Source organism: Halomonas sp. BMC6 (genome assembly GCF_964204995.1).
In the GTDB taxonomy this organism is placed as follows: Bacteria; Pseudomonadota; Gammaproteobacteria; order Pseudomonadales; family Halomonadaceae; genus Vreelandella.
In genome coordinates this window covers 2672711-2698212 of sequence record NZ_CAXNSH010000001.1, presented here as the reverse complement: position 1 = coordinate 2698212, position 25502 = coordinate 2672711, and the positions used below count along the sequence as shown (strand labels likewise).

General features: G+C 56.4%; 28 protein-coding genes and 1 tRNA gene. 11 read left to right on the top strand and 18 right to left on the bottom strand.

Annotation, left to right across the window (positions count from 1 at the left end):
• Positions 1-127 precede the first annotated feature (127 nt).
• Both AB6K10_RS12980 and AB6K10_RS12975 read left to right on the top strand, forming a co-directional pair.
• Positions 128-535, top strand: a complete 408-nt coding sequence (locus AB6K10_RS12980; protein WP_339118893.1) for a helix-turn-helix transcriptional regulator — start codon at positions 128-130, stop codon at positions 533-535.
• A gap of 340 nt (positions 536-875) precedes the next feature.
• Positions 876-952 (top strand) — tRNA-Pro (locus tag AB6K10_RS12975).
• Positions 953-1275: 323 nt separating this feature from the next.
• Here AB6K10_RS12975 and AB6K10_RS12970 read toward each other — a convergent pair.
• From AB6K10_RS12970 to ppnN, 7 genes are all read right to left on the bottom strand, one after another.
• Positions 1276-1545 carry a hypothetical protein gene (locus tag AB6K10_RS12970; protein ID WP_062375866.1) on the bottom strand — a complete coding sequence of 90 codons (270 nt, stop codon included), beginning with the start codon at positions 1543-1545 and terminating at the stop codon, positions 1276-1278.
• Positions 1535-3196, bottom strand: a complete 1662-nt coding sequence (locus tag AB6K10_RS12965) for an IS66 family transposase (protein ID WP_339118472.1) — start codon at positions 3194-3196, stop codon at positions 1535-1537. The genes AB6K10_RS12970 and AB6K10_RS12965 overlap by 11 nt, the downstream gene beginning before the upstream one ends.
• Positions 3197-3224: 28 nt before the next feature.
• Positions 3225-3569: an IS66 family insertion sequence element accessory protein TnpB gene (tnpB, locus tag AB6K10_RS12960; protein WP_044630870.1), complete on the bottom strand. Its 345-nt coding sequence runs from the start codon at positions 3567-3569 to the stop codon at positions 3225-3227.
• Complete coding sequence (locus tag AB6K10_RS12955) at positions 3566-3853, bottom strand: hypothetical protein (RefSeq protein WP_016915086.1); 288 nt, start codon at positions 3851-3853, stop codon at positions 3566-3568. Before AB6K10_RS12955 ends, tnpB begins: the two co-directional genes overlap by 4 nt.
• 167 nt (positions 3854-4020) lie before the next feature.
• Positions 4021-4221, bottom strand: coding sequence for a hypothetical protein (locus AB6K10_RS12950; RefSeq protein WP_159342261.1), 201 nt, complete (start codon positions 4219-4221; stop codon positions 4021-4023).
• 119 nt (positions 4222-4340) lie between these two features.
• Positions 4341-5069 (bottom strand): sulfite exporter TauE/SafE family protein, encoded by a 729-nt coding sequence (locus AB6K10_RS12945; protein ID WP_159342260.1) that lies wholly within the window; start codon positions 5067-5069, stop codon positions 4341-4343.
• Positions 5070-5117: 48 nt separating this feature from the next.
• Positions 5118-6500: a nucleotide 5'-monophosphate nucleosidase PpnN gene (gene ppnN / locus AB6K10_RS12940; RefSeq protein WP_339118892.1), complete on the bottom strand. Its 1383-nt coding sequence runs from the start codon at positions 6498-6500 to the stop codon at positions 5118-5120.
• Between the two features lie 213 nt (positions 6501-6713).
• Between ppnN and AB6K10_RS12935 the strand changes: the two genes are divergently transcribed.
• Positions 6714-7616 carry a LysR family transcriptional regulator gene (locus AB6K10_RS12935; protein ID WP_253016314.1) on the top strand — a complete coding sequence of 301 codons (903 nt, stop codon included), beginning with the start codon at positions 6714-6716 and terminating at the stop codon, positions 7614-7616.
• A gap of 40 nt (positions 7617-7656) precedes the next feature.
• Here AB6K10_RS12935 and gcvP read toward each other — a convergent pair whose 3' ends face one another.
• Both gcvP and gcvH read right to left on the bottom strand, forming a co-directional pair.
• Positions 7657-10551: an aminomethyl-transferring glycine dehydrogenase gene (gene gcvP, locus AB6K10_RS12930; RefSeq protein WP_339118891.1), complete on the bottom strand. Its 2895-nt coding sequence runs from the start codon at positions 10549-10551 to the stop codon at positions 7657-7659.
• An 85-nt stretch (positions 10552-10636) separates the two neighbouring features.
• Positions 10637-11026 (bottom strand): glycine cleavage system protein GcvH, encoded by a 390-nt coding sequence (gene gcvH / locus AB6K10_RS12925; RefSeq protein ID WP_159342256.1) that lies wholly within the window; start codon positions 11024-11026, stop codon positions 10637-10639.
• Between the two features lie 404 nt (positions 11027-11430).
• Here gcvH and AB6K10_RS12920 point away from each other — a divergent pair, with 404 nt between their 5' ends.
• Together AB6K10_RS12920 and gcvT are read left to right on the top strand one after the other, a co-directional pair.
• Entirely contained in the window at positions 11431-12834 is a 1404-nt protein-coding gene (locus AB6K10_RS12920; RefSeq protein WP_159342254.1) for a sodium:alanine symporter family protein, read from the top strand.
• A gap of 90 nt (positions 12835-12924) precedes the next feature.
• The gene (gene gcvT, locus AB6K10_RS12915; RefSeq protein ID WP_339118890.1) at positions 12925-14037 is read left to right on the top strand and encodes a glycine cleavage system aminomethyltransferase GcvT; all 1113 of its coding nucleotides are present in this window, start codon (positions 12925-12927) and stop codon (positions 14035-14037) included.
• A 63-nt stretch (positions 14038-14100) separates the two neighbouring features.
• Here gcvT and AB6K10_RS12910 read toward each other — a convergent pair whose 3' ends face one another.
• Positions 14101-15123: an AraC family transcriptional regulator gene (locus AB6K10_RS12910; RefSeq protein WP_339118889.1), complete on the bottom strand. Its 1023-nt coding sequence runs from the start codon at positions 15121-15123 to the stop codon at positions 14101-14103.
• Positions 15124-15375: 252 nt separating this feature from the next.
• Between AB6K10_RS12910 and AB6K10_RS12905 the strand changes: the two genes are divergently transcribed.
• Positions 15376-15945 (top strand): POTRA domain-containing protein, encoded by a 570-nt coding sequence (locus AB6K10_RS12905; RefSeq protein WP_339118888.1) that lies wholly within the window; start codon positions 15376-15378, stop codon positions 15943-15945.
• A gap of 88 nt (positions 15946-16033) precedes the next feature.
• Here the strand turns inward: AB6K10_RS12905 and AB6K10_RS12900 are convergent, their stop codons facing one another.
• Positions 16034-16870: a LysM peptidoglycan-binding domain-containing protein gene (locus AB6K10_RS12900; RefSeq protein ID WP_339119621.1), complete on the bottom strand. Its 837-nt coding sequence runs from the start codon at positions 16868-16870 to the stop codon at positions 16034-16036.
• Here AB6K10_RS12900 and AB6K10_RS12895 point away from each other — a divergent pair.
• Positions 16833-16964: a hypothetical protein gene (locus AB6K10_RS12895; protein WP_285263369.1), complete on the top strand. Its 132-nt coding sequence runs from the start codon at positions 16833-16835 to the stop codon at positions 16962-16964. The genes AB6K10_RS12900 and AB6K10_RS12895 overlap by 38 nt on opposite strands.
• Here the strand turns inward: AB6K10_RS12895 and AB6K10_RS12890 are convergent.
• Both AB6K10_RS12890 and AB6K10_RS12885 read right to left on the bottom strand, forming a co-directional pair.
• Positions 16948-17829 carry an acyltransferase gene (locus tag AB6K10_RS12890; protein ID WP_159342249.1) on the bottom strand — a complete coding sequence of 294 codons (882 nt, stop codon included), beginning with the start codon at positions 17827-17829 and terminating at the stop codon, positions 16948-16950. The two genes, AB6K10_RS12895 and AB6K10_RS12890, sit on opposite strands and share 17 nt — an antisense overlap.
• Before the next feature lie 111 nt (positions 17830-17940).
• Positions 17941-18840 (bottom strand): LysR family transcriptional regulator, encoded by a 900-nt coding sequence (locus tag AB6K10_RS12885; protein WP_339118887.1) that lies wholly within the window; start codon positions 18838-18840, stop codon positions 17941-17943.
• 169 nt (positions 18841-19009) lie between these two features.
• Between AB6K10_RS12885 and AB6K10_RS12880 the strand changes: the two genes are divergently transcribed.
• Both AB6K10_RS12880 and AB6K10_RS12875 read left to right on the top strand, forming a co-directional pair.
• A complete protein-coding gene (locus tag AB6K10_RS12880; protein ID WP_159342248.1) occupies positions 19010-19708 on the top strand; it encodes a CoA transferase subunit A in 699 nt (232 codons plus the stop codon).
• A 49-nt stretch (positions 19709-19757) separates the two neighbouring features.
• Positions 19758-20420 carry a CoA transferase subunit B gene (locus AB6K10_RS12875; RefSeq protein WP_285263292.1) on the top strand — a complete coding sequence of 221 codons (663 nt, stop codon included), beginning with the start codon at positions 19758-19760 and terminating at the stop codon, positions 20418-20420.
• A gap of 35 nt (positions 20421-20455) precedes the next feature.
• On the opposite strand, the gene AB6K10_RS12870 is transcribed toward AB6K10_RS12875, so the two are convergent.
• Both AB6K10_RS12870 and AB6K10_RS12865 read right to left on the bottom strand, forming a co-directional pair.
• Complete coding sequence (locus AB6K10_RS12870; protein ID WP_339118886.1) at positions 20456-21223, bottom strand: DUF1338 domain-containing protein; 768 nt, start codon at positions 21221-21223, stop codon at positions 20456-20458.
• Positions 21224-21337: 114 nt separating this feature from the next.
• Complete coding sequence (locus tag AB6K10_RS12865) at positions 21338-21601, bottom strand: GrxA family glutaredoxin (RefSeq protein WP_339118885.1); 264 nt, start codon at positions 21599-21601, stop codon at positions 21338-21340.
• Between the two features lie 145 nt (positions 21602-21746).
• On the opposite strand from AB6K10_RS12865, the gene hybE reads away from it, so the two are divergent.
• Together hybE and AB6K10_RS12855 are read left to right on the top strand one after the other, a co-directional pair.
• Entirely contained in the window at positions 21747-22193 is a 447-nt protein-coding gene (hybE, locus tag AB6K10_RS12860) for a [NiFe]-hydrogenase assembly chaperone HybE (RefSeq protein WP_339118884.1), read from the top strand.
• A gap of 77 nt (positions 22194-22270) precedes the next feature.
• Positions 22271-23044: a 3-hydroxybutyrate dehydrogenase gene (locus tag AB6K10_RS12855; RefSeq protein ID WP_253016322.1), complete on the top strand. Its 774-nt coding sequence runs from the start codon at positions 22271-22273 to the stop codon at positions 23042-23044.
• A 43-nt stretch (positions 23045-23087) separates the two neighbouring features.
• On the opposite strand, the gene AB6K10_RS12850 is transcribed toward AB6K10_RS12855, so the two are convergent.
• From AB6K10_RS12850 to AB6K10_RS12840, 3 genes are read right to left on the bottom strand one after another with little or no spacing between them, the layout of a single operon-like run.
• Complete coding sequence (locus tag AB6K10_RS12850) at positions 23088-23627, bottom strand: response regulator transcription factor (RefSeq protein WP_159342242.1); 540 nt, start codon at positions 23625-23627, stop codon at positions 23088-23090.
• A 36-nt stretch (positions 23628-23663) separates the two neighbouring features.
• Positions 23664-24935 carry an ATP-binding protein gene (locus AB6K10_RS12845; RefSeq protein ID WP_159342241.1) on the bottom strand — a complete coding sequence of 424 codons (1272 nt, stop codon included), beginning with the start codon at positions 24933-24935 and terminating at the stop codon, positions 23664-23666.
• Positions 24936-24943: 8 nt separating this feature from the next.
• A complete protein-coding gene (locus AB6K10_RS12840) occupies positions 24944-25360 on the bottom strand; it encodes a hypothetical protein (protein ID WP_159342240.1) in 417 nt (138 codons plus the stop codon).
• Positions 25361-25502: the final 142 nt, after the last annotated feature.

Below are 25502 nucleotides of genomic sequence, written 5' to 3'. Positions count from 1 at the left end.
CACCTAATAAAAAAACATGAATTTTAAAAAAGTAAGTAACCACTGCTTGACTCAGTAACAGCTTACTATAAGAATAGAGTCATCAGAGGGTTAAAAAAATTTTTTTGTCAATCCAAGGAGAGACATCATGGCTGAAATCAAAAAAGTCACCGACCTGATCATCGAGCGTCAACTTGACCTGGATCTCACCAATCAAGACATCGCTGGTCGCGTTGGGTATGCCAATGCAAACGTCATCAGCATGATCAAGAAGGGCAGAACCAAGCTGCCTCTCGATAAAGTGAAAAAGATGGCCGATGCACTGAATGTCGACCGCGCTCGTTTGATGCGTATGGCTCTGAGCGAATACATGGGTGACGCCTACCTCGACATCGTAGAGGTTCTGGGGGAGCCAACCACTCAGAATGAGCGTGTTCTTCTACAAGTATGGCGCTCTTCGACCAATCATGAAGACCCTGCGTTGACTGAGGCGGAAATCAAAGGTCTTCATCAAGGCTTTCAGACCATCATGAATCAATCCGCCGCCTCTATGTAGAAGTCACGCTCTCCATACATAAGGGCGGCGGAGGCCGCCTTTTTCTATGGAAGTAATTAGCCCCTTGCAACAGTCATTTTGGGATAAAAATGGCTGTTTTTCTCTGAAATCAGGCAGTCTCTAATCTTTATCCAAAAATCAAAGGCTTACGTGTGGATCCATGAATCCACTATGGATCCAAACCAACACATTTTTGAGACAATTGAGGCCGTGGATCCACAATGGATCCAGTTTTTTGGCAATTATAATTTGGTGGCGTGTTGAGCCTTCCGGTGCTGAAATTCATATAAGTGGTTGTTTTTATTGACGCACCGTCTTGAGGCAAATGCCAAGAAGACATCGGAGTGTGGCGCAGCTTGGTAGCGCGTTGCAATGGGGTTGCAAAGGTCGCAGGTTCGAATCCTGTCACTCCGACCAATACTGAAAAGCCGCTTCGTTCATCGAAGCGGCTTTTTTGTGTCGTGTCACGGATAAAAACTGGCCTTTCTCAAGGCCAGACTTATATTAGTTACCGGCGGTGGTCGCGGGAAGAATGGGGGTGTCGTGAAGCATTGCGGCTTGAAGACGGCGACGACGCACCCGAAGGGCGCTTTTGTTGACCGCGTAAGTCGTTCCAGGCAGCTTTGGCCTTTTGACGATTAGCTGGCTTGCGAAGCCAGTTGAAGAGGGCCATCACTATCCATTTTCTCATGTGAACCTCCTAGTTCCATTGTAAGCGTTCATCCTACGACGTAGTTGACCTACTTCACGTCACGCAGAGGCCTAAGTAACTCCGGCGAGACCTTGTACTGTTTCCTGCCTTCCTCGCCCAGCACGATCACACTCTTGCGGTTGATCTTGGTGACGATCCCCAACACCGGTCCTTCTCGGCCTTCGAAGGTCACTTTCAGACCAACCCGCAACCGACTCAAGGCTTGCAGGGTTTCCTGTTCTTGCAGTTCATCAATGCGCTGGCAGATGTACTGGTTCAGTTCCAGCAACTCGTCGATGCTCATGTCCTCAATGCGCATGGACGACCTCCACCGGTGTGAGTTGCGTGGCTTGTCGGTCCGGATGACGGGGATCGATCAGAGCCCGTAGCGGATTCTCGGCGAACCGGATTTTCCAGCGCCGCGGAGTCAGGTTCGCCACTTCACTGGCGGGATGCTGACTGACGCGTTGCAGCACGTCCACCAGGTAAGTGTAGGGGTTAATATCGTGCAGCTTGCAGGTGCTGATCAGGCTCTGGATGATGCCCAGGTGTTCCGCGCCCAGTTCGGTCCAGCAGAACATCCAGTTTTTCTTGCCCATTGGAATGGGGCGTAGCGCCCGTTCCAGGTGGTTGGTGTCTGGCTGCACGTCCGGGTTTTCCAGGAACACGGTCAGGCTCGCTTCGCGACCGAGCACGTAGTTCAGGGCCTTGGTCAGCGGGTCGCTGGGCACGAGGCCGCCTTGTGCCAACTGATCCCGGCACCACTGGAAGAAGCCGCTGACGACCGGCTTCGCATGGTCCAGCCGGTATTGGCGCTTCTTCTCGCCGGTGAGCTCCTTTTCCTTAATGGTATCTTCAATCTGGTACAGCTTCGCGATCTGTTGCAGGGCTTCGGTGGCCTTCTCAGGATGATCCTTTTGGGCCTCAACGAAGCAACGGCGACTATGCACCCAGCATTGAGCATGAGTAATACCTTTCTGGGCCGCGGCATAGCGGGCATATGCGGCATAACCATCGCTGATCAGAGTGCCACTGAATTGGTCGTTCAGAACCTGCTCGATGTGCAGTCGGCCCCGACTGTTCGAGTAGGTAAACACCACTTCGTCGTCATCACCGTATAGGGGCCAGAACCAGCCTGTTTTCATCTTGCCTTTCTGCGGGCCTGCCCGGCCCTGGTGGCCCGCTTTGATGGGTGTTTCGTCCATGGCCAGCACCCGGCTGCGCAGCACGTTGTCGGTCTGGGCGTCCACAATGGGCCGAAGCAGGTCGATGGCCCGCTTCACCAGGTTCGTCAGGGTGCTGCGGCTGAGGGTAATACCCGCTTGTTGAATGCGCTGGTGCTGGCGATACAGCGGCAGGTGGAACTGGAACTTGTCCACCAGCAACCCGGCCAGCAGGCTGACATCGGCCAGGCTGTTGTCCAGCACGTTGAACGGGGCTGGCGTCGTCACAGGTTTTGAGTCAGTGCCCTTACGACGGAACACCGGGCGTTCGCATTTGAGCACCACATAGCTGGAGGCGCGCTGGGCCAGGCGATAAGTCGTTTTAGTGCCAATGATGTCGTACTGGTCGGCGTCCGGACCGGTCAGCTCCGGTGGCAGGTGTTCAATGACTTCCACCGGCACCCCGGCAGTAAAGCGCAGGCCAGTGTCGTTCAGACAATCGTCGTCCCGCTGCTTCTTGCCGGTGCCGCGCTGGTAAGCCTTAATAGTGCGTTTTTCTTCATCGGCAGGCTGTTCCGGTCGCGGTGCCTCCTCTGGCTGGAACAAGCTGTCCTGCCCGGGCAGATCGACCACCTGCTTCTCGGATTTGGGGCCGAACAGCTGCTTCTTGAACCAGTCTAACTGGTGTTTCAACTGCCGAATGGATTCCGCCTGGGCCTCCAACTGCTCCCGCAACAGTGCATTCTCCTCGGCCAGAGCCGAGGAGGAAAGTGTACCGGGAGAAGAAGCTGAAGCCGTTGAATTCATGGCCGATATTATACCGGAACTCTGTCTTCTATACCCCTCGAAAACGCTTGAACTGGCGGTATTTCTGCACCTCAATGCCGTCAATCAGCAGCTGCAAATCCGTCAGGGTCAGGGTTCGCTGACCGGAGGCGGATAACGGCACCCGGAACTGGCCCTGCTCCAGGCGCTTGGCCCACAGACAGTAACCGGTGGCGGTAAAGTAGAGCATCTTCATCTGGGTCTTACGGCGATTGACGAAGACAAAATACTGACCGCTGAGGGGGTCGTGCTTCAATTGATTCCGAACCAGGGCGCTCAGGCCCCGGAACGATTTGCGCATGTCGGTGGGCTCGGTGCACAGCCAGATGCGCGCCTGGCTATCGAGCCCGATCATCCGTTCTGGCTCAGCCGCAGTTCGACGCCGTTGCCCAGGCTCAGCACAATGTTCCAGCCTGGGCCGGACTGCGCCGCACCCATCAGAGAGGACAGGTCCAGAAAACCGGCTTCGCCGGAATCCGCTGAGTCACCGGCCGCCTGATCGGACAGGCGCTTGCGCCAGTTACAGAAACTGGCGTAGCCGATGTTCTCTTGTTTGCAGAACTTCGAAGCTGACAGACCACTGTCACGCTGCTGATTGACCAGAGCCTGCCACTGTTCGGGTGTGCGGTGCTTTCTCATGGGGGTAACCTCGTGTTGGAAAGTGTGAGGTTACTGTAGGGCGATTTTCAGCAGGGTGGCAGAACGTCGTGGAATGAACGCTTACGTTCCATTGCGCCGAATCTGTATTTTTGACTGACCCGCCTGCTTGATGTTCCTTCATCAGCCAAGCGTAACCGCATGCGATGTTACCCTTGCGCTTTGTGATCGGCGAGCGCTGCTGCAACGGCTTCTTCCCACTGTCCGGCAGTGATGCCCCAGTGCTCCATTTCCGCTTGATCTGGCGCGCCTTCTGCCGCGCTGTTGAGTTCCTCGGGAGAGTAGCGCTCGAAACAGTGCTTGGCGAAAGCTTTGGTTTTGCCATCTTGCAGTTGGTCGATCATTTCCATGTCGTGCTCCTTTCCTTGTCAATACGTGATACGCATCGTCTGCACGCCAATGTCTGCGGCGCGATGTGTCGGTTCAGTGTAGCGGTTAATGAGCCATCGTGCAGAGGCCCGGTCGTTGATCATGCCAGCCATGCGTCGACGATGATTTTCACGGCAATGCTGGCTAACAAGCACATGATCATATTGTCGAACCAGCGGTGCGGCAGGCGCTGTCCTAAGCGAGCGCCTAAAGGCATACCGACAAGAATCACCATTAGCGCCCCCAGGCTGTAGACGAAGCGCTCAGCTGTGAGGATGCCTGCGCTGAGAAGAGCGGGAATTTGTACCAGCGTTATCGCGACGAAAAACACCGAAATGGAGCCGATGAAGACGCGGCGCTCCAGCTGCATGGCGTTCAAGAACGTGACCGATGCCGGGGCCGACATGCCGGCAGCGCCCTGTAACACGCCAGCTAACACCCCGACGGGTAGGACGATGCGCTCGGCCATGGATAAAGGCAATGCGGTCGCTCGTCGCGAGAGCTTGACGGCTAGGTACAGCACAATGGCGCCTGCGACCCCCAGCGACAGGTACTCCGGTGCCAGGACGACAAGGCCCCAGGTGCCCAAAACGATACCAGCGCCACCGGCCATGGCAAATGCCATCAAGAAACGCCAAGGCAACAGATGGGTGCGGTATTGCCATACCTGAAGGGCATTGCTGAACAGATTAGGGGCGACCAAGACTGCAATGGCCAGTTTGACGTCGTAAAGCATGGTCAACACTGGCACGACCACCACCGGCACGCCGGAACCAATCGCGCCTTTGATGATGCCCGCAATGACAAGCGTAAGCAGTGCAATGATCACGGCATGGACTCTCAGGCAGGCACTGAAGTGCCTGCCAGGTGGTTAAGGCTATTTCAGAACGTAGCAGGGCGTATAGGGCTGGCCATCCAGCTTCATGCGGCCTTGGGCAACAAACGAACTCAGCAGAGCATCCAGCCGCTGCATGAGCTCCGGTTCGGCAGTGAGCTCAAAGGGGCCATGCGCTTCGATGGCGCGGATGCCGGGTTCCTTGACGTTACCCGCCACGATGCCCGAGAAGGCGCGGCGCAAATTGGCCGCTAGTTCATGCGTGGGTTGCTGACGGTGCAGCGCTAGACCGCGCATTGCTTCGTGGGTAGGCTCGAAGGGGGCCTGAAATTCGCGGGCAATGGTCAAGCGCCAGTTGTAGTAAAAGGCATCCTGATGCTGGCGGCGGAAATCGGCGATCTGGTCGATACCGTCGCGCATTTTGCGGGCCACGGCCACTGGGTCGCCGGTAATGATGGTGTAGTAGCGGCGAATCTCTTCGCCCAGGGTGTACACCAGAAATTCATCGATTTTTTGGAAGTAGGCGGATGCGCTCGCTGGACCGGTGAAGATGAGAGGGAAGGGAATCTCTTGGTTGCTGGGGTGCAACAGAATACCTAGTAGGTAGAGGATCTCTTCGGCGGTACCCACGCCGCCAGGGAAGACGATGATGCCGTGGCCCAGGCGGACGAACGCTTCCAGACGCTTCTCGATATCTGGCATGACTACGAGTTCGTTGACGATAGGGTTGGGCGCTTCGGCGGCGATGATGCCAGGCTCTGAAATGCCCAAGTAGCGGCCATCTTTACGCCGCTGTTTGGCATGCGCCACGTTGGCGCCCTTCATGGGTCCTTTCATGGCTCCAGGGCCGCAGCCAGTGCAAATGTCCAGATCGCGCAGGCCCAGGTGGTAACCCACATCCTTGGTATATTCGTACTCTTCGCGGGAAATGGAGTGACCGCCCCAGCACACTACGAGGCTTGGGTCGCGGCCCGGTTTGAGGGTGCCTGCCTTGCGTAAAATGTGAAACACCGCGTTGGTCGTGCCTTCGCCCGTAGTCAGGTCGAAACGGTTGTGGTGTTGAATTTCGTTATAGACATACACGATATCGCGAATGATCGACGAGAGATGTTCACGAATGCCGCGAATCATGCGTCCGTCTACGAAGGCCTCTGCGGGCGCATTGGTGAGTTTCAGCCGAATGCCGTGATCTTGTTGCAGTACCTCGATGTCAAAATCTTTGTAGGCTTCCAGGATGGCCAAGCTGTCATCGGTAGGGCTGCCGCAATTGAGGACGGCAAGCGCGCATCGGCGCAATAAATCGTGCAAACCACTTTTGGACGTGCTCTTGAGCCGGTTGACCTCATGCTGTGAAAGAACTTCGAGGCTGCCTTCAGGAGAAATAATGCTGGAAATCGTGGCACGAGGCGCTGGGGTCTGCGTCATTAGTCTGGCTATCCCTAAGAGTGTTCGTAACGAAACTGCATACTAGCACGCTGCTGGGTGCGGTTCAGCAATGGGGCTAAGCGACCGTCTTGGTAGCGTTTGTGCTACTCTAGGGGCCTGCAAGTGCGCACGGTAGGCGGGTCGGGATGGTGACGTTAGCGACCCATATCAGCGTCTTACGATGATGGATAATGAGGATGTTGCTCAAACCCTATGTTTAATGCCCAATATTTTCGGACGTTTATAACGTTAGTGGAAACCGGCAGTTTCACACGGACGGCGCGTCGTCTAGAGATGACGCAGCCTGGGGTTAGCCAGCATATTCGTAAGTTGGAAAGCTATCTTGGCAAAACGCTGTTAGAGCGCCGTGGCAGAAGTTTTACGCTAACCGAATCGGGGCGCCGTGCTTACGATTACGCGTTGAAGCTATTCGCCGAACATGAGCAGTTTCGCCATGGCTTAGATGACGATTCCCTGGACAGCGGCGAGTGCCGAATCGCCTCTCCCGGTAGCGTCGGGCTGATGTTCTACCCCTACATTTTGGGGCAGCAGCAAATGCACCCTAATCTCACGGTCAACTATAGCTTTGCGTTCAACCATGAGATCGTCAACGACCTGCTTGAAGGCCGCTACGATATCGGTATCGTGACCGAGCAGGTCAATCACCCGGAACTCACCTGTACGGTGTGGCATAAAGAGCCACTCTGCTTGGTCGTGCCTGCCGATTTTGCAGGCAGCACGCTGTCGGAGCTGATGGGCATTGGCTTCATCAATTACTACGATGGCATCAATCACGCCAATGCGCTGTTGCGAGCCAACTATCCCGATGAGTTTCGCTCCATGACGCACTTTCGCCACCAGGGGTTCACCAACGAAGTCAGCATGGTGTTGGATGCCGTGGCGAGGGGGCTGGGCTTTACGGTGGTCTCGCGCTTAGTGCTCGAAACGTCACCCTGGCAGCGGCAGGTAAAGGCGTTGGCGCTTCCGCAAGCGATCAACGAAGTGCTCTATCTTCTTCGCCGCCAAGACTCCGTCTTGCCCAAGCGCTATGAGAAGCTGCTCAACGGTTTTCATGATCAGCGCTTGCAAGAAAAAACGCCCCTGGTCCCTGAATGAGAGAGACCATAGGCGTTATTTACAGCGCTAACGTCATCGATTAATGGCGATACTCATCGATACTGGGGCAGGAGCAGATCAACTGGCGATCACCAAAGACGTTATCGACCCGGTTGACCGAAGGCCAGTATTTAGAGGCCATCACCGCTTCAGTGGGGAAAGCGCCTAGCTGACGATCATAAGGACGCTCCCAGGCGCTATCCATCAGATCGGCTTGGGTGTGGGGCGCATTGACCAGCGGGTTATTATCCAGCGGCCATTCACCGCTCTCTACCCGCGCAATCTCTTCCCGAATAGCAATCATGGCATCGCAGAAACGATCGATTTCGTAAAGCGATTCAGACTCCGTCGGCTCGATCATCAGCGTACCCGGCACCGGGAACGACATGGTCGGCGCGTGGAAGCCGTAATCCATCAAGCGTTTAGCGATATCCTCTTCGCTGATGCCAGATGCGCTCTTCAGCGGGCGGATATCGATGATGCACTCATGGGCAACCGTACCGTTCTGGCCGCGATAGAGAATCGGATAGGACGCTTCTAAACGCTTAGCAATATAGTTGGCGTTCAGAATGGCCAGCTCGGTGGCTTCGCGCAGGCCACGGGCTCCCATCATTTTGATGTACGCCCACGAGATCGGCAGGATGGAGGCGCTGCCAAAGGCTGCTGCCGACACGGCACCGCTCTCAGGGTTGACGCCGTTGATGGGGGTCACCACATGATTGGAAACGAACGGAGCCAAGTGGGCCTTTACGCCGATCGGGCCCATGCCGGGGCCGCCGCCGCCGTGGGGAATGCAGAACGTTTTATGCAGGTTTAGGTGAGACACGTCGCCGCCGAAGTCGCCAGGGCGAGTGAGGCCAACCTGAGCATTCATGTTCGCGCCATCGACGTACACTTGACCACCGTGTTGGTGAACCACTTCACACACTTTCCGAACGTGCGACTCGAATACGCCATGGGTCGACGGGTAGGTAATCATTACCGCTGACAGCCGCTCGCTGTGCTGCTCGGCTTTGCGGGTCAAGTCGTCCAAGTCGATGTTACCGTTCGCGTCACACTCGACGACGACCACGTCCATGCTCAGCATGGCGGCGGAGGCTGGGTTCGTGCCGTGAGCGGAGCTAGGAATCAAGCACACGTCGCGATGAGCTTCACCTTGCGCAGCCTGATAGCGGCGAATCGCCAGCAGACCCGCGTATTCCCCTTGGGCACCCGAGTTGGGCTGCATAGAGATATGGTCATAACCGGTCACTTCGACCAGGAAAGCTGCCAGCTCATCAATCATCTGATGGTAGCCCGCTACTTGGTCGCGAGGCGCAAACGGGTGCAGGTTGGCCAACGCAGGCCAGGAGACAGGAATCATCTCGCTAGTCGCGTTGAGCTTCATGGTGCACGAACCCAGCGGGATCATGGCATGGGCCAGCGACAAATCTTTATTTTCAAGGCGCTTCAAGTAGCGCAGCATCTCCGTTTCACTACGGTAGCGCTTGAACGTGGGATGAGTGAGGAAGTCACTGTTCCGCTGGTAAGCCGCTGGAATGCCGCTGAGCTGGTCGGCAATGACCTGCTCGTCCAGCGCGGCCACTGCCAAGCCATGCTCATCGCCCAGCAGCACATCGAATAGCGCGGCGACATCGTGGGCAGTGGTTGTTTCATCCAGGCTAATACCCACATCACCATTGGCAAAGTAGTGCAGGTTGATGTCGTGGGTCATGGCGCGGCCATGAATTTTGCCGGCGTCTACCTGGGTGAGGCGTAGCGTATCGAACCAAGTCTCGTTGGCGAGTTGAATGCCGGCCTGCTGCAGGCCGGTAGCCAGCACGGTGGTCAGGCGGTGAACGCGACCCGCGATTTTGCGTAGCCCTTCAGCGCCATGATACGTGGCGTAGAAGCCGGCGATATTGGCCAGCAGCGCTTGCGCGGTACAAATGTTCGAGGTCGCTTTCTCACGGCGAATGTGCTGCTCGCGGGTCTGCATAGCCATGCGCAGTGCCGTTTTGCCTCGGCTGTCTTTAGAGACGCCGATGATTCGCCCGGGAATCGACCGCTTGAGTTTGTCGGAGGTGGCAAAGAAAGCGGCATGGGGCCCACCAAAGCCCATGGGCACGCCAAAACGCTGGGAGTTACCTACGACGATATCGGCTCCCATCGCGCCGGGCTCTTTCAGCAACACCAGGCTGAGCAGATCTGTCGCTACACACGTCATGATGCCGCGCTCTTGGGCCGCCTTGAGCATCGGCGAGAGGTCGCTAATGCGGCCGCTGGCAGACGTGTACTGCACTAAGGCACCAAACACATCATGCTCGGCAAGACGCTCGGCGGGGCCGGTAATCAGCTCAAAGCCAAAGAACTCGGCACGGGTTTTGACGACGTCCAGCGTTTGCGGAAAGAGGTCGTCTGCTACGAAGAAAGCGTTTGACTTGCTCTTTTTATTGCCACGCTTACATAGCGCCATGGCTTCTGCGGCGGCGGTGGCTTCATCCAACAGAGAAGCATTGGCAAGCTCCATGCCGGTCAGGTCCATGATGACCTGTTGAAAATTCAAAAGGCCTTCCAAGCGACCCTGAGAGATTTCGGGTTGATAAGGTGTATAAGCGGTATACCAGCCGGGGTTTTCTAGCACGTTGCGCTGAATCACCGCAGGCATATGGGTATCGTAGTAGCCCTGACCAATATAATTTTTAGTGACACGATTTTGACGGGCGAGTTGGCTCAGGTACTCCAACGCTTCCGCTTCACTGCGTGGGTCGTCGAGGTCAAGTTCACGGCCAAGGCGAATGTCGCTTGGCACGGTTTGCTCAATCAGGTCTTCCATGCGCTGCATGTTGAGCGCTTTTAACATGGTGGCGACATCGTCGGGGCTAGGCCCGTTATGACGTTTGATAAAAGCATCGTGGTCGGCCAGTTCGGCCAAACGGCGTGATTCAAAAGGCATGGGGAGATTCCGGACGTGATGAAAAAACCGTGCAGAGGCGATCAAGAAGCGCCTGCTAACAGGGCAGGCGCTTCAACGACGTCGTTTAGTCGTCGGCGCTCAGCGTCGCTTGATACGCATCGGCGTCTAATAAACCTTCGAAGGCTTGGTCGTTAACGCGAACCTTCATGATCCAGCCGCCTTCATAAGGGGCTTCGTTGACCGTTTCAGGAGCGTCTTCGAGAGCTTCGTTGACTTCCACCACTTCACCGTCGACGGGGGCATAAAGGTCAGAAGCGGCTTTCACGGACTCGATGACACCGAACTCTTTACCTTTCGTCAGAGCTTGACCCACTTCGGGCAGCTCGACGAACACCACGTCGCCCAGCGCTTCTTGCGCGTGGTCGGTGATTCCAACGGTCACGGTGCCGTCTTGGTTGTCCAGCACCCACTCGTGGCTGGCGGCGTAACGAAGATTGGCAGGAAGATTGCTCATGGTGATTCCTTTTCAAGTCAGTGGACAGAACAACGGCATACTAGCGTTTGTCGTTCGCCTTGGCGACTGCGGCCCGCGCAACAGCGCGCGTGAATGCGCCTATGGTACCGTGTTTCTTATTGGAAACAAGTTTCTTCATTGTCGCCCAAAGGCGAAGAAGGGCGCTTCTTTTTCCTGGGTTTCAGGCGTCTGGTGAGTTTCATAAAGGGGAGCTTTCTCTGCCATCAAGCGACATTGGCGTGGAAGCGCTCTTATAAAATGGTGTAAAACATACCCATCATGCGTTTTTCCAGCGTGAATTAAGCGCTATGGTAGAGACGCTTGGTGATTTCATCTGCCGGTGAGTGGATGAACAACCTAACCTTCATAACAAATGCATGAATCAATTGGGTAAGGAGAGTCGCGTGGAAACATTAACCAGCCTATTAGGGGCCATTAACGGGATCGTGTGGGGCCCGTTAATGCTGATCCTACTATTGGGGGTCGGTATTTACCTGCAAATTGGCTTGAAACTGATGCCGATCCGCAAACTCGGCATGGGTTTCAAGCTAATGTGGCAAGGCCGAGATGCCAAGCCGTCCGATAAAACCCCGGCTCAGCCAAGCGATGAGGGGGAAATCTCTCCCTTTAACGCGCTGATGACGGCGCTGTCTGCGACGATTGGTACCGGTAATATCGCCGGTGTGGCGACCGCCATCGCGCTCGGTGGTCCTGGAGCCGTGTTCTGGATGTGGATCACCGCGCTGGTGGGTATGGCGACCAAGTTCGCTGAAGCCGTGCTGGCGGTACGCTATCGGGAAACCGACAGTACCGGCTATCACGTGGGCGGGCCGATGTTCTATATCAAGAATGGCTTGGGCCGTAAGTGGCTGTGGCTAGGCGGGCTGTTCTCGTTCTTTGGCGCAGTGGCGGCCTTCGGGATTGGTAATACCGTACAGTCCAACTCCGTGGCGGACGCCATGGATGCCACCTTCGGTGTTCCGCACTGGTTGACCGGTGTCATCATCATGGTGCTCGCTGGGGCGGTAATTCTGGGCGGTATCAAACGTATTGCCAAGGTGGCCGGTAAACTGGTGCCGGTAATGGGCATCGCGTACGTCATTGCTGGCCTGCTGGTGCTGATCGTCAATGCGGGCCAAATTGGCGATGCCTTTGGACTGATCTTCTACTACGCCTTCAATCCCATGGCCGCAGCCGGTGGTTTTGCAGGTGCCGCTGTGATGGCCGCCATTCGCTTCGGTGTAGCGCGCGGTATCTTCTCCAACGAAGCTGGTCTGGGGAGTGCGCCTATTGCTCACGCGGCGGCTCAGACGAAGAATCCGGTCCGCCAGGGTTTGATTGCCATGCTGGGGACGTTCATCGACACTATCATCGTCTGCACCATCACCGCGCTGGTCATTTTGACCTCGACGGTCTGGATGGAAGGCGAAGCGGGCGCTTCGCTCACTGCGCTCTCCTTTGATGCGGCACTGCCTGGTTTTGGTAATCAAATCGTGGCCATTGCGCTGGCGATCTTTGCATTCACCACGATTCTTGGCTGGTCGTTCTACGGTGAGAAGTGTTGCCAGTTCCTGTTTGGCACTCGCTCCATCATGCTTTACCGCGTGTTGTTCGTGCTGGCCATTCCGCTGGGTGCTATTGCACAGCTGGGCTTTATCTGGCTGATGGCGGACACCTTCAATGCCATGATGGCGATTCCCAACCTCATTGCCTTGGCACTGCTGTCCCCCGTTGTCTTTAAGCTGACTCGGGATTATTTTGCAGGTAAGGACGTGCTGCCGGGCGAAGCCCTGGATCATGATAAATAAGGTCTGCTCCTTAGCAGGCGATGCACGATGTACTAGAGCCGGGAAGCCTTGTCAGGCTTCCCGTTTCTCTTTCTTGATAGAGGACATGCCATGACTGATCTGAACCGAACGCCACTTCATGCGCTGCACATTCAGCTCGGTGCCAAGATGGTGCCGTTCGCTGGATACGAGATGCCGGTGCAGTATCCGTTAGGTGTGAAAAAAGAGCACGAGCACACCCGTCAGCGCTGCGGACTCTTTGATGTGTCGCACATGGGGCAGATTTTGGTGTCCGGTGAGCAGGTCGCCGAAGCGCTGGAAAGCCTGATTCCCGCAGATTTGGTGGGATTGGAAAAAGGGCAGCAGCGATATGGTCTCTTTACCAGTACTGACGGCGGTATTCTCGACGATCTGATGGCCGTCAACGCAGGGGATCACTTCTACTTGGTAGTGAACGCGGCGTGTAAAGAGCAGGATATCGCCCATTTACGCGCCAATTTGGGTAGCACCCATCAGATCGACGTACTGGACCGGGGGTTGCTGGCGCTTCAAGGACCCCAAGCGCGTGACGTGATGCAGCGCCTCTGCCCGCAAGCCTGCGAATTGACGTTCATGCAACATGGCCGTTACACGCTGGCGGGTTGTGAGGTGTGGATCAGCCGCAGTGGATACACCGGCGAAGATGGCTTCGAGGTGTCGGTCGCGGCGGAGGAGAGTCAGGTGTTAGCAGAGGCACTATTGGCTGAGCCAGAAGTGGAGGCCATTGGTTTGGGCGCTCGAGATTCACTGCGCCTGGAGGCAGGCCTATGTTTGTATGGTCACGATATGGACCCGCACACCACGCCCGTCGAAGCCAGTTTGATCTGGGCCATTGGTAAACCCCGTCGGCGAGGTGGAGAGCGCTCAGCGGGCTTCCCTGGCGCCGATGTGATTTTGCACCAAGTGGAAGCCAAGGATCACTCACGCAAGCGGGTTGGCTTGCTAGGGGAAGGGCGAGCGCCGGTACGTGAAGGGAGCTTGCTGGTCGACGAAGCTGGGACAGAGATCGGCGTGGTAACGTCCGGTGGTTTCGGGCCTAGCGTCGGCAAGCCCGTGGCCATGGGGTACGTGTCTCGGGAGTGGGAAGCTCCGGGCACGACCGTCTATGCACTGGTGCGTGGCAAGCAACTCCCCATGAGTGTCGCGCCCATGCCGTTTGTGACGCCTGGCTACTATCGAGGTTAAGTCATATTGGAAAGAAGCCCTTGCCACGCAAGGGCTTTTTTTATGTTCATACCATCACAGGTCTTACAGCTGCCGAAACCAGCCTAAATGGGCTCTCTGTATGTCGGCTTCCTCTTCGAAAGGCAGCGTCTTCGCTGACAGGCATAGTTCACGCACTTGGCGAGGGGGCAAGCCGAACGCTTGCACGAACAGCCGACTAAAGCTCGCGGCCTCCAGGCCACACTGATCGGCGACCTGGGAGATCCGTAAATGGCGATAGCGCGGTTCCAATAGATAGCGACGTGCTCTGATGAGGCGTCGCTTGCGAATGTAGCCAGCCACCCCACCCATTGGCTCGAATAACCGATATAGAGAGGCGCGCGCCAGCCCAAAGCGTTGTGACAAGGCAAGTGGTGAGAGGGAGCGATCGTGCAGATGACGCTCGATATAGAGACACAGCCGGCCCAGTAGCGGGTGTTCCTTTTCATGCTGTGTCCCGCTGCCAAGGGTTTGGGAGAGGGCGCGTACTAAGAGATGCGTACTCTCCTCGCCGTAGAACGCCACATCGTTGGCATGTAACGTGTCACTGCACGCGATGAGTTCCTTGAGATGAACGCCGAGTAATCGAGCAGCGGGCTGGCGATGATTGATGACTTGGCCGTGCAGGGCCGAAGGCTCTTCGAGCCAGGCTGCACGGGGCAAAATCCAGGAGAGAATCGAGGCGGGCCGCTCGATGCACACAGCGCTCTCTTGCAGTAGGTCGAGTAACAGAATGTCGCCAGAGCGGGCGGTGACTTCGCCGAACGGCGTGACGCAGAGTAGCTCTCCGTTCAGCACTAGATCGACCATTAGATAGTCCATATCCCCCTGACTCAAGCTCGCTGCCTGACGAAGAATACGCTGGGGCGACAAGTGCATGACGACCCCGATCAAACCAGCAAAATGGTGCGTCGTCACGTCCCAAGCTAAGCGCGCGACCTGCTCTTTGGAGAAGCAGGTCGCGAAGTTGAGGGTGGCTTGCATGCGAAGTTGCCACTCATCCAAACAAGTCATGCCCGGCAATAATTGTTGGGAGGTGGTGCGCACGATACGTTCAGAGATGGTCACTAAGATTCCCCTATCGCTCTCAGATGGCGATGTCGTGGATTGATTATCAGCGAATCCCAGCGTTTTGTGCAAAACGTCTCAATTTGTAAGCAGTGTGTCTCAATGGTAACGAAAGCGGTTGCGAGCAGTGGAGAGATGAACCAACAATTCGCTTACGCGCTAGACACTTAACGACTATTCACCATCAGTTGCCTGCCCTAGCGTCACATGAAGTTTCTTGTTCATCTCCACTAACGAATGGTTAACGGTCTCATGGCTCACGAAGACACTTCTTATATCGATACGGTGTTTGCTGCAGATGAACACCCAAGTCGACTTTCCCCACTATTCAGAAACGTCAGTCAGTCCGGGTTAGGGTGGATGGCGGCGCTCGTGCTGGGCGGCATCGTGTATACACTTTCGGCGCAAGCGCAAAGTGCCACAGATAGCGGTGACCTGTACCGCATTGTGCAGGAGGAGGTCTCGTTGACGGTTTTGTCGCTGGATGCCTCTCCTCAGGCCTTCCTTCAAGGCGGAGACCTCCAAACCGTCTTTCAGCGCATCGAAATCGAAGGAGCGAGTCTCATTTCACCCGGAGAGCTGACCCATCATCTGGCGTCTTGGTTAAACCAGCCGTTGGGGCTCGAACAGATACATGCCGCCGCTAAAACACTGGATGGGGTATATCGTAGCCGTGGCTGGCGCGCACGGACCCGTTTGGTCAAACAGGACTTGTATAGCGGCACACTACGGCTACGTATCATCGAAGGGGGCCGTGGCCGACAGCAACTGGCCGTCCTCGATAGTGACGATTCTTCGTATCCGAATACGCCCCTCAAATAGTGAGACTTTCCCAGCGGCTCGCTTAGAAGTAGCCGCTAGGAAAGTCATAAATAGGTATCGCTGACGCGCCTGGCAGCGCAATACTGAGTTAGCGCAATACTTGGCGTGGATCGATGGGTTTGCCTCCCTGGCGCAAATCGAACAGAAGGTCATAACGCTGTGTCGCGTTACTTTGCCCCACCTCGCAGAGTTCGTCACCCGTACTCACTTGGTCGCCAACACGCACCAGAATTTGCTCGCAAAGCGCGTAGACGGTCTGCAAATTATCCGCGTGATGCACGATGACGACATCGCCCAACTGGCGCATGCTGTCTGCGAAACGCACTTCGCCTGGAGCCACGGCTTTCGCACGTGCGCCTGCCTGTGTGGCGAGTAGCATCGGTTGTAGAGTGCCTCGGCTATCAGCGCCAAAGCGACGCACGACGCGATAATCCTCTAGCGGCCAAGGCCAGCGGCGCGCAGAGGCCGGCAGACTAGCGCTGGGGGTTGGCGCAGAAGTCGACTTGGAAGCGCTCGAAGAACGAGTGTTCCGTGTGGGGCTACTGGAGCTGCTAGACGGGGGCCTAACCGTGCTGCTGAGCGGGACGCTGATGATTTGACCCACTCGCAGCGCCGTCGGCGAGGTGCCCTGATTGGCACTTTGGATGCGCCCGGAGGTGGTGCCAAAATGGCGAGCGACGCCTGAAAAAGTGTCGCCAGGGCGAATTTGATAGCGGTAAGGGCCACCGGAGGGCGCGCGCTCTTGTTGGGTAGGAATCAGCAGACGCTGGCCCACGGCCAAACGCCGTGGGTCGACGCCAGGGTTGAAGCGCTCGAGCCTTTCGAGTGGCACGTTGGCTCGTGCCGCTAGCTGACCTAACGTATCGCCTCGCCTAACGGCGACCCAGTTGCCGCCTATGGCACTCGCCGTGCTGGCCGCGGGCACGCGTTGGCTAGACGTGGGTGTGGAGCTGGCGCAGCCAGCCAACATGCTTGCCAGTACGCACATCGTCAGCCAGTGGCTTAGTCGTGGTCGCTGAGTCGGTCTAGCAAGGTATCTTTTTCCTGCCAGAGTGAATTGATCCATGCGTGGAAGCGTTCCTTGTGCTGCGGTTCGTCATGGTAGTTAGCAGTCTGCATCCACTCAGGAATGGCGAGCTGCCGAGCTTCAAGCGTAATGGGGGCTTCTTTACCGCATAAAAAGCCCATGAAAGTGGGCGAAGGGTGGGTATAGCTGATGGTGACATCCAAAATACCATCCAATTGATCCCCCAACAGGCTCAGCACTTGGGCAATGCCACCGGCTTTAGGGCGCAGCAAGTGCTGAAAAGGGCTCTGTTGGGCTTCGCGTTTGGCAACGGTGAAGCGGGTGCCCTCGACAAAATTGAAGATCGCAATGGGTGCATGTCGCGCCTGACGACACATCCGTTCGGTGGAGGCGCGGTCGACGGTGGCGAGCTTGGGGTTTCGCGCGATCTGTTCTCGGCTAAACCGACGCATGAAAGGAAACTCGAGCGCCCAAAAGGCGAGCCCCACGATAGGAATCCAAATGAGCTGATGCTTGAGGAAGAAGCGGGGCATGGGGATCCGACGGTGCAATGCCATGAACAGAATGAAAATGTCCGTCCAGCTTCGGTGGTTGGAGATCACTAACCACCACTGCTCTGGGCTCAAGGTGTCCGGTACCTTGATCGACACGTTAGGTTTCAGCCAGCGTCGCATCCACCACAAGTTAACGCCGATCCAATTGAGCGCCACGGCGCAGAGGCCTTTCAGGAGCCACTCCTTTTGCCGCCGCCCAGGGACGATGACCTTCAGCAGCGTCAACAGAATCAGGGGAACACCCCAAAACAGCGTGTTCAACGTTAGCAGCACGATGCTAACGCCCCCTTTAATGATTGGCATACCACGATCCTCACAGCTATCTGACAGCGTGTTTAGCGTCGCTACGCACGCGCTTGACGACAAATGCTAATAGATCCGCGTCACGCTGCCCAGCATAACCGTATCAATACGTTAGAAGGGCGCAAAGAGCGAGGGTGCTTTGACGTTATCCAGCAAAACGCTGCGCAACGCATGGGCGGCGACGGAGAGTTCTTCCTGAGTGAGGATTCCCACGCGACACGCGATACTGGGCGCCACCAGCGGCACGCAGCGAGCGCCCAGCTCCTGCATTTGTCGAATACACATCGACGGTACCGCGCTGACGCCTAATCCCTCGGCGACCATGCGGCCGACGGTGGAGAGCTGGTGGCTCTCGAAGGCGACTGGAAGCGCCATCTGGCGTTTGCCGAGTGCTTGTTCTAAAAGCCGTCTGACCATGGAGGGTCGTTGCAGCGTCATGAAATCGTACGCTAGCAGCTGCTCCCAAGAGAGCGTGTCGCACTCGGCCAACGGCGAGTGACGAGGTACAACGGCCACGAAGCGATCTTCAAAAAGAGGGGTGAAGTTCAAACTGCCGACCCCCTCCGGCGAGAAAGCGATACCAATTTCCACCTGGCGAGAGCGCACCATCTCCATGACGTCTTCATTGATGACATCATGGACGGTGACATTGATTTTGGGGTACTGCTGACGAAATTTGACGAGCGCGCTAGGAAGCAAATTACTGGCGAAGGAGGGCATGGCCGCTACACTGAGCCGCCCAAGCTGGAGCGTAAAGCGTTGGCGCAGGCGCTCTTCGGTATTGTCCCATTGCGCCAGCAAGTGCTTGGCCAGTGGTAGAAGCGACTCACCCTCCGGGGTCAATCGTACGCTCCGTGTGCTGCGGATGAGCAACTTGCCGCCTAGGGAGTCCTCCAAGCCTTTGATGGCAAGGCTCAGCGCGGGTTGTGAAAGATGCAGGCGCTCGCAGGCCTGGGTAAAACTCAGCGTTTGTGCCACGGCCAAAAAAGCGCGAAGCTGTTTGACGGTCATGGTATCTCTTTATAAGTTATTAAAATGAATTGATAAGAAAAACAAACTTAACAAATATATCATCTAGGACAACACTGGCGATAGCGCGACACGCCAGCAAACGCTGCTTACACTACTTTAACGAGCGTCCAACACCGATACGTTCTCAACAACAACGTGAGGCATAACAATGGCAGGATTCGATAAGCGTGTGGCTTCTTACGAGGAAGCAATGGAAGGCATCGAAAGCGGTATGACCGTGATTGCCGGTGGCTTTGGTCTGTGTGGGATTCCTGAAAACCTGATCGCGGAGATCAAGCGTCGCGGAGTCAAGGACCTTACGGTGGTTTCCAATAACTGTGGTGTAGATGGGTTTGGTTTGGGTGTACTGCTGGAAGATCGCCAAATCAGCAAGATCATCGCCTCTTACGTGGGCGAAAACGCGATGTTTGAACAGCAGATGTTAAACAACGAAATCGAAGTGGTATTGACGCCTCAAGGAACGCTCGCAGAGAAAATGCGCGCAGGCGGTGCAGGTATTCCCGCGTTTTATACCGCGACCGGTTACGGCACGCCCATTGGTGAAGGCAAGGAAGTGCGCGTATTCGATGGTCGTCACTACATTTTGGAAGAGGCCATCAAAGGCGATTTCGCGATCGTCAAAGGTTGGAAGGCCGACCGCTATGGCAACGTCATGTATCGTCATACTGCGCAGAACTTTAATCCCATGGCGGCGACGGCAGGCAAAATTACCGTTGTCGAAGTAGAGGAGATTGTGGAACCCGGAGAGCTGGAGCCAAGCCAGATTCATACGCCGGGTATCTATGTCGATCGCATCATTCAAGGCACGTTCGAAAAGCGTATCGAGAAGCGCACCGTCCGTAGCTGAGCGTATCAACGTCCACAATCAACTCCTTACTAAGACAAGAGGTGGCACCATGGCTTTAACTCGTGAACAAATGGCCCAGCGCGTCGCGCGTGAACTGCAGGACGGCTTCTACGTCAACTTGGGTATCGGTATTCCCACTCTGGTTGCCAACTACATTCCTGATGGCATGGATGTGATGTTGCAGTCTGAAAATGGGCTGCTGGGTATGGGGCGGTTTCCTACCGAGGAGGAAGTCGACCCGGATATGATCAATGCCGGTAAACAGACCGTTACCGCTCGCCCTGGCGCGGCGATTTTCTCCTCCGCTGAGTCGTTTGCCATGATTCGCGGTGGTCATGTGGATTTGACCGTGCTGGGTGCGTTCGAAGTCGACCAAGAAGGTAACATTGCCTCTTGGATGATCCCTGGCAAATTGATCAAAGGCATGGGGGGCGCGATGGATCTCGTCGCCGGGGCCGACAACATCATTTGCACCATGACCCACGCTTCCAAACATGGCGAATCCAAGCTGCTCGAAAAGTGCAACCTGCCGCTGACAGGAGCGGGTTGTATCAATCGGGTCTTGACCGATCTGGCTTACCTGGAGATCAAGGATGGCGCGTTCATCCTTAAAGAGCGTGCGCCAGGGGTGAGCGTCGAAGAGATTGTCGAGAAAACCGCAGGCAAACTCATCGTGCCGGACCACGTCCCCGAAATGACTTTCGAGGAATAAGCACGACCGTTAGGCGGAGGGCGTGGGCTGGTGGCTCACGCCATTTCGCAGCGAGTGTGAAAAGGCAGCAAGATCTCCGCCACCCGCTCATGGGCATCGTTGACCTGTTTTTGGGTCAGGGCTAATCCACCCAGGCACAAGCGGTGTTCGTCTCCATCGCAGAAGACCATTTTCTGTGGCGTTGCCGGGTAAAAACGGTGCTCGAGTAAATTGGACACAGAGAAAACGCCATTTTGCTGACCGCTGAGCGGCGGCATGCCGGCGTTTTCCAACTGCTCGCTCAGCGTGTCGATCGACGCGTGCATCCGGTAACAATCGAACCCTGCATGATGCAAGCGAGGGCCCATGACGGCAAGCCAGGCGGCCAGTGGGTGCGCGTTTTGTAACTGCTGATAGAGCTCCCAAGAAGGCATCGGCCAAGGGCGGCCACGGCAAAGCAGGTTGTGACCTTTGCAGTCGGCGGGGTGGCTTTGATGCACGAGCGAGGTTAACGCTTCGCGAGGCACTTTTGACAGGGTACCGATTTGTAGCTCGGCGAGCACCAGCCAGCTGCTGTCGTCACTTGGTGCCATCAAGTGGATCAGCAAGCCTTTGTCTGCCATGGCATAGTGCCCGACCGAACGATACCCCATGCGTGATAGCGGCAGGCTCAAGGCATGCATTGCGAACGGGCCGTAATTTAGGGTGACCAGCGTCAGATATTCCGCCGCGGTGTGGAGTGGCCATAGCCGCAGGCCGCCGATGTCGGGGTGGGTATGGACATAGTCCAGCCATAGCTGTTGTACAAACTCCTCGCGTTGCATGGGGGTTCCTCGCCGCCTAAAGACGTCCGTGAGTCAACGGTTAACTGAGTGGTCAGTATAGGCAAGCAAGGAGTTCGTAGGTTCAACGGGCTTTAACGGCGAATTTAACGCCCGCTAAGAGGCCAACAACTGTTTGTCGCGGACAAATTGATCGAATTCGGTAAAGCCGCCCACGTGCTGCTGGTCGACGAAGATTTGTGGCACGGTTTGAATTGGTTTACCCGCCGTTTTAGCGATATCTTCTTTGGTAACGCCCTCGGAGGGCATGTCGATATAGCGGTAACCCTCGATCTTTCCACTGTTTTCTAAGTGTTCGGCGAGATGCTTGGCACGAACGCAAAAAGGGCACGACATGCGCCCAAAAATGACCACGAACATAAGGTGGCTCCTTTACGATAGGGGCGAATTGGTAGTTGAGTGAGCAATCAGCGCCCATTGTGGCGTAGGGCGCAGGCTTTCGCCAATAGCACCACGCTACGCGTGCTATAAAGCGTCACAATGAGCCATCCATCAAGGAGAATCCATGCAGACGTTGGCGCCGCATGAGTACGGTTATTTAGCCGAGCTGGCCCAGTGCTATCGTGACGAACACTGGACAGCACTAAGACAGCAGTCCCATTTCAACCCGAGGTTGGGGGTGGATGCGCTCTGCTTCCAGCATTTGGAGACGCGCATCAGCGGCGCCAGTGTCATGGCGGGAGCTCTGATCACCCCCTGCGAGCTGTGGTTGGTCGCATTGCCTGAACAGGCCACGCTGCAGGCGCCGCTGCCCTCAGAAGGCGTGTTGGTGCTGCCATCCGGCCGCTATGCCTTGGAACTAGAACGCTTGACGTCCGGGATCGAGCTTTACAAGCGAAAGATATTGGATGACTTGAGCGACCTGGACTCCTTGCAGGAATCGGCGCGACTTGCGCAGCGTATGATGCAGCAGTTGTTGGCGGAGCCGGACGCGACCTCATTGGCCGAGTAGGCAGAAGCGGTTGGCGGCTCCTATACTCATGAACGTTTATTTCTTCATTCCCATGTACGTCAAAAAAGGAAGCCTGAATGTCATCTTCAACAGCTTCAACACCGCGGGTTGCCGTGGTGACAGGGACGAGCAGCGGTATTGGTGAGGCCGTCGTTCGACATTTTTGTGAGCAGGGGCATCAAGTACTGGCCGTCGACTTCAACCCCGCTGGTAAAGAGATTGCAGAAGCAGCTGGCGCCGCATTTTATCAAGCGGATCTCACCGATCCTGACGCGTGTCGAGGCGCGATTGCCGATGCGGTCAAGCGGTTTGGCGGCGTGGACATTCTCGTCAATAACGCCGGTATTCAGCATGTCGCGTCCATCGAGACCTTCCCTGAAGAGAAGTGGCGTCAAATCATCGATTTGATGCTGACGGCCCCTTTCCTGCTCACCCAAGCGGCGTGGCCCTACATGCGCGAGAAAGGCTGGGGGCGCGTGGTCAACATTGCCTCGATCCATGCCCAAGTGGCGTCACCGGGCAAGGCGGCGTACATCAGCGCGAAGCACGGCATGATCGGCTTGACCAAGACAGCCGCACTGGAGGGGGGTGAGCAGGGTATTACGGCCAATGCCATTTGTCCCGCTTACGTGAAAACACCCTTGGTCGACAACCAAATTGCCGATCAGGCCAAGCTGCATGGAATGGACGAGCAAGAAGTCATCGAGAAGATCATGCTCAAGAATGCGGCGGTCAAGCGGCTAATCGAACCTTCCGAAGTGGCTCAACTAGTGGCTTACCTCACGTCCGATGCGGCGGGCGCGGTCACCGGTGCGAGCTGGAACATCGATCTTGGTTGGACCGCTCACTGAGCCAGCCGACTCGCCTGCCACCTAAAGTGGCAGGCGATGTTGCTTAGCGACGTACCGGTCGTTTTTGTAGCTTTCTCTGAAGGGTGCGTCGGTGCATGCCCAGCGCGCGGGCGGTGGCCGAGATATTGCCATCGTGTTCCTGCAGCACTTTTTGAATATGCTCCCAGGTGATTCGGTTGATGGAGGGTGGATTATCTGCCAGCTCGACGTTGGGGTCGGCGTCGGGGTGTTCGAAGGCCGCCATCACATCATCCGCATCCGCTGGTTTGCACAGATAATTGATGGCGCCCAGCTTGATGGCTTCGACCGCCGTGGCAATGCTTGAGTAGCCGGTCAGCACCACGATACGACAGCCAGGCACAGTGGAGAGGAGGTCGGGTAACAGCTTGAGTCCAGAGCTATGTTCCAGCTTCAAATCCAGTGTGGCCATGGTGGGCATGAAGTGCGACGCGATGCTCAGCGCTTGATCGGCATCGTGTGCCACCTTGACGTCAAAGCCTCGCCGGGCCAGGGCACGGCTCAATACGTGACAAAACATTTCATCGTCATCGACGATTAGCAGACGCTGCTCTTGGTTCTGCATACTACCCTCGTTAGTCTGAATCGCTGCTGTCTCAGCTTAACTGGGTGCTGAGCAGCGCGGCAGGGTGACCTCGGTCAACGTTCCACCCTCGGGATGGTTATAGAGGCTCACGCCTCCGCCGAAGCGGTTGATCGTGGCGTGCGTGAGGAACAGGCCGATGCCCATTCCTTTACTTTTGGTCGAGACGAACGTGTCGCCTAGCTGGTCCGCAATCGACATGGCCACCCCTGGGCCGTGGTCACGGATATCGATAATGACGCTCTCATCTTGCCAATCCAAGCGTATGGCGATGTGTTCTGGATTGGCGTCTGCAGCATTGTTCAATAAATTGGTTAGCGCTTGGTCGAGCGTCGCATCCACGGCGAGCCAGGGGCGGCCGCGCCGTTCGGCCACATCGAAGCGATGGCTCACGTCGGGTCGAATCACCAGCCAACGCTGCACCACCCCAGCAAGCCACACTTCGGCATCCAGCACTTCTGGTTCGGCCATGCGGCGACGATCGGCATTGGTGACAAGGTGCTGCAAACGCGATTTGCAGATATCGACCTGCTGTCGCAAGAGCGCGATATCCTCCTCCAGCGCGCTGCCTTTTGCTGCGTCGGCCTGCATCTCTTTGAGCAGCACCGCCATCGTCGACAGCGGGGTGCCAAGTTCGTGGGCCGTGCCCGCCGCTTGTGTGGCAACGGCCAGCACTTGTTCGTTACGCAGAGCGGCTTCCCGCGTGCGGGAGAGGGCTTTATCGCGGCTGCGCAGCGCGTGAGCCATTTTATAGATAAAAAACGTGACAAGCCCAGCCGACAGCCCGAAGTTGAGCCACATGCCCAGGATGTGAAGGCTGAGCGGACCTTCGCTACTGATATGACCCAGCTGTGGAATGGGGTGGTAGTCAAACATCAAGAAGCTGTAACCACCCATGGCGCAGGCCGCAATGATCCAGGCGTGGCGCCAGGGCAGCGTTGCGGCTGCAATGGTCACGGGCACCAAGTAGTACGTAATGAACGGATTCGTAGAACCGCCCGAAAAGTAAAACAGCAGGGTGAGCCCGGCAATATCGGCCAGCAAGTGAGACAAGTACTCACCGTGGCCAACGGCTTTGGGGCGCCCCAAACGCCACCAAGTGGCAATGTTCAGCAGCCCCATTGCGATCACGACGCTCACGACGGCGGTGACGGGAAGGTCGAAAGCGAGTAGCTCGATGCCGACAATGATCGCCATCAAAAAACCCGTCCAGGTAATTCCCCTAACGATGGTGAGCCGAACCAGGTTTCGATTGGGTGTAGAGAGCGGTAAGGGTAGGGCAGTGGGCATGGGTTGGCTTATTTGCTCGATGTTTTGACGCTATGAATGACGAATTTAATGAAGAGGGTCATGACAAAGGTCATCCAGCCGGCAGACGCTAACAGATTGAACAGTAGCATTTTGGGAGGCAGCCAAGCCGAACCTAGTAGCGCCTCCAGCATGATATGAAAAAACATGGCCAGCAAAAGCGGCAGAGCGAGCGTGTGGATCCACATATCGGTTCGGCGCTTTCGAATGTGATAGCGTCGCAGCAAGTAGCGCATCGGGCGATGTGCCCAGCTAAAGAGTACCAGCGTAGCCACGATGAACAGCACCGCAAGCGTTGGCTCGGTGCTTTGTCGATGCATCGAAAAGGAGATGGACCATGCGAGTCCCAGCCACGCCAAACCTTCCAAGCTGGCGATGAAATCCGCATAGCGACGTACGTTCTGCATAAACAACCGAATCCTTGATCTTACAGCGTGCCGCCATGATACGACACTTGCGCGGACCTGTGGGGGTCACGCACGGATTTATCCGATCGGCGTATTGGGTATACTGTGGCAGCTCGCAGCCCCCTTCACCCAAGACCAATAG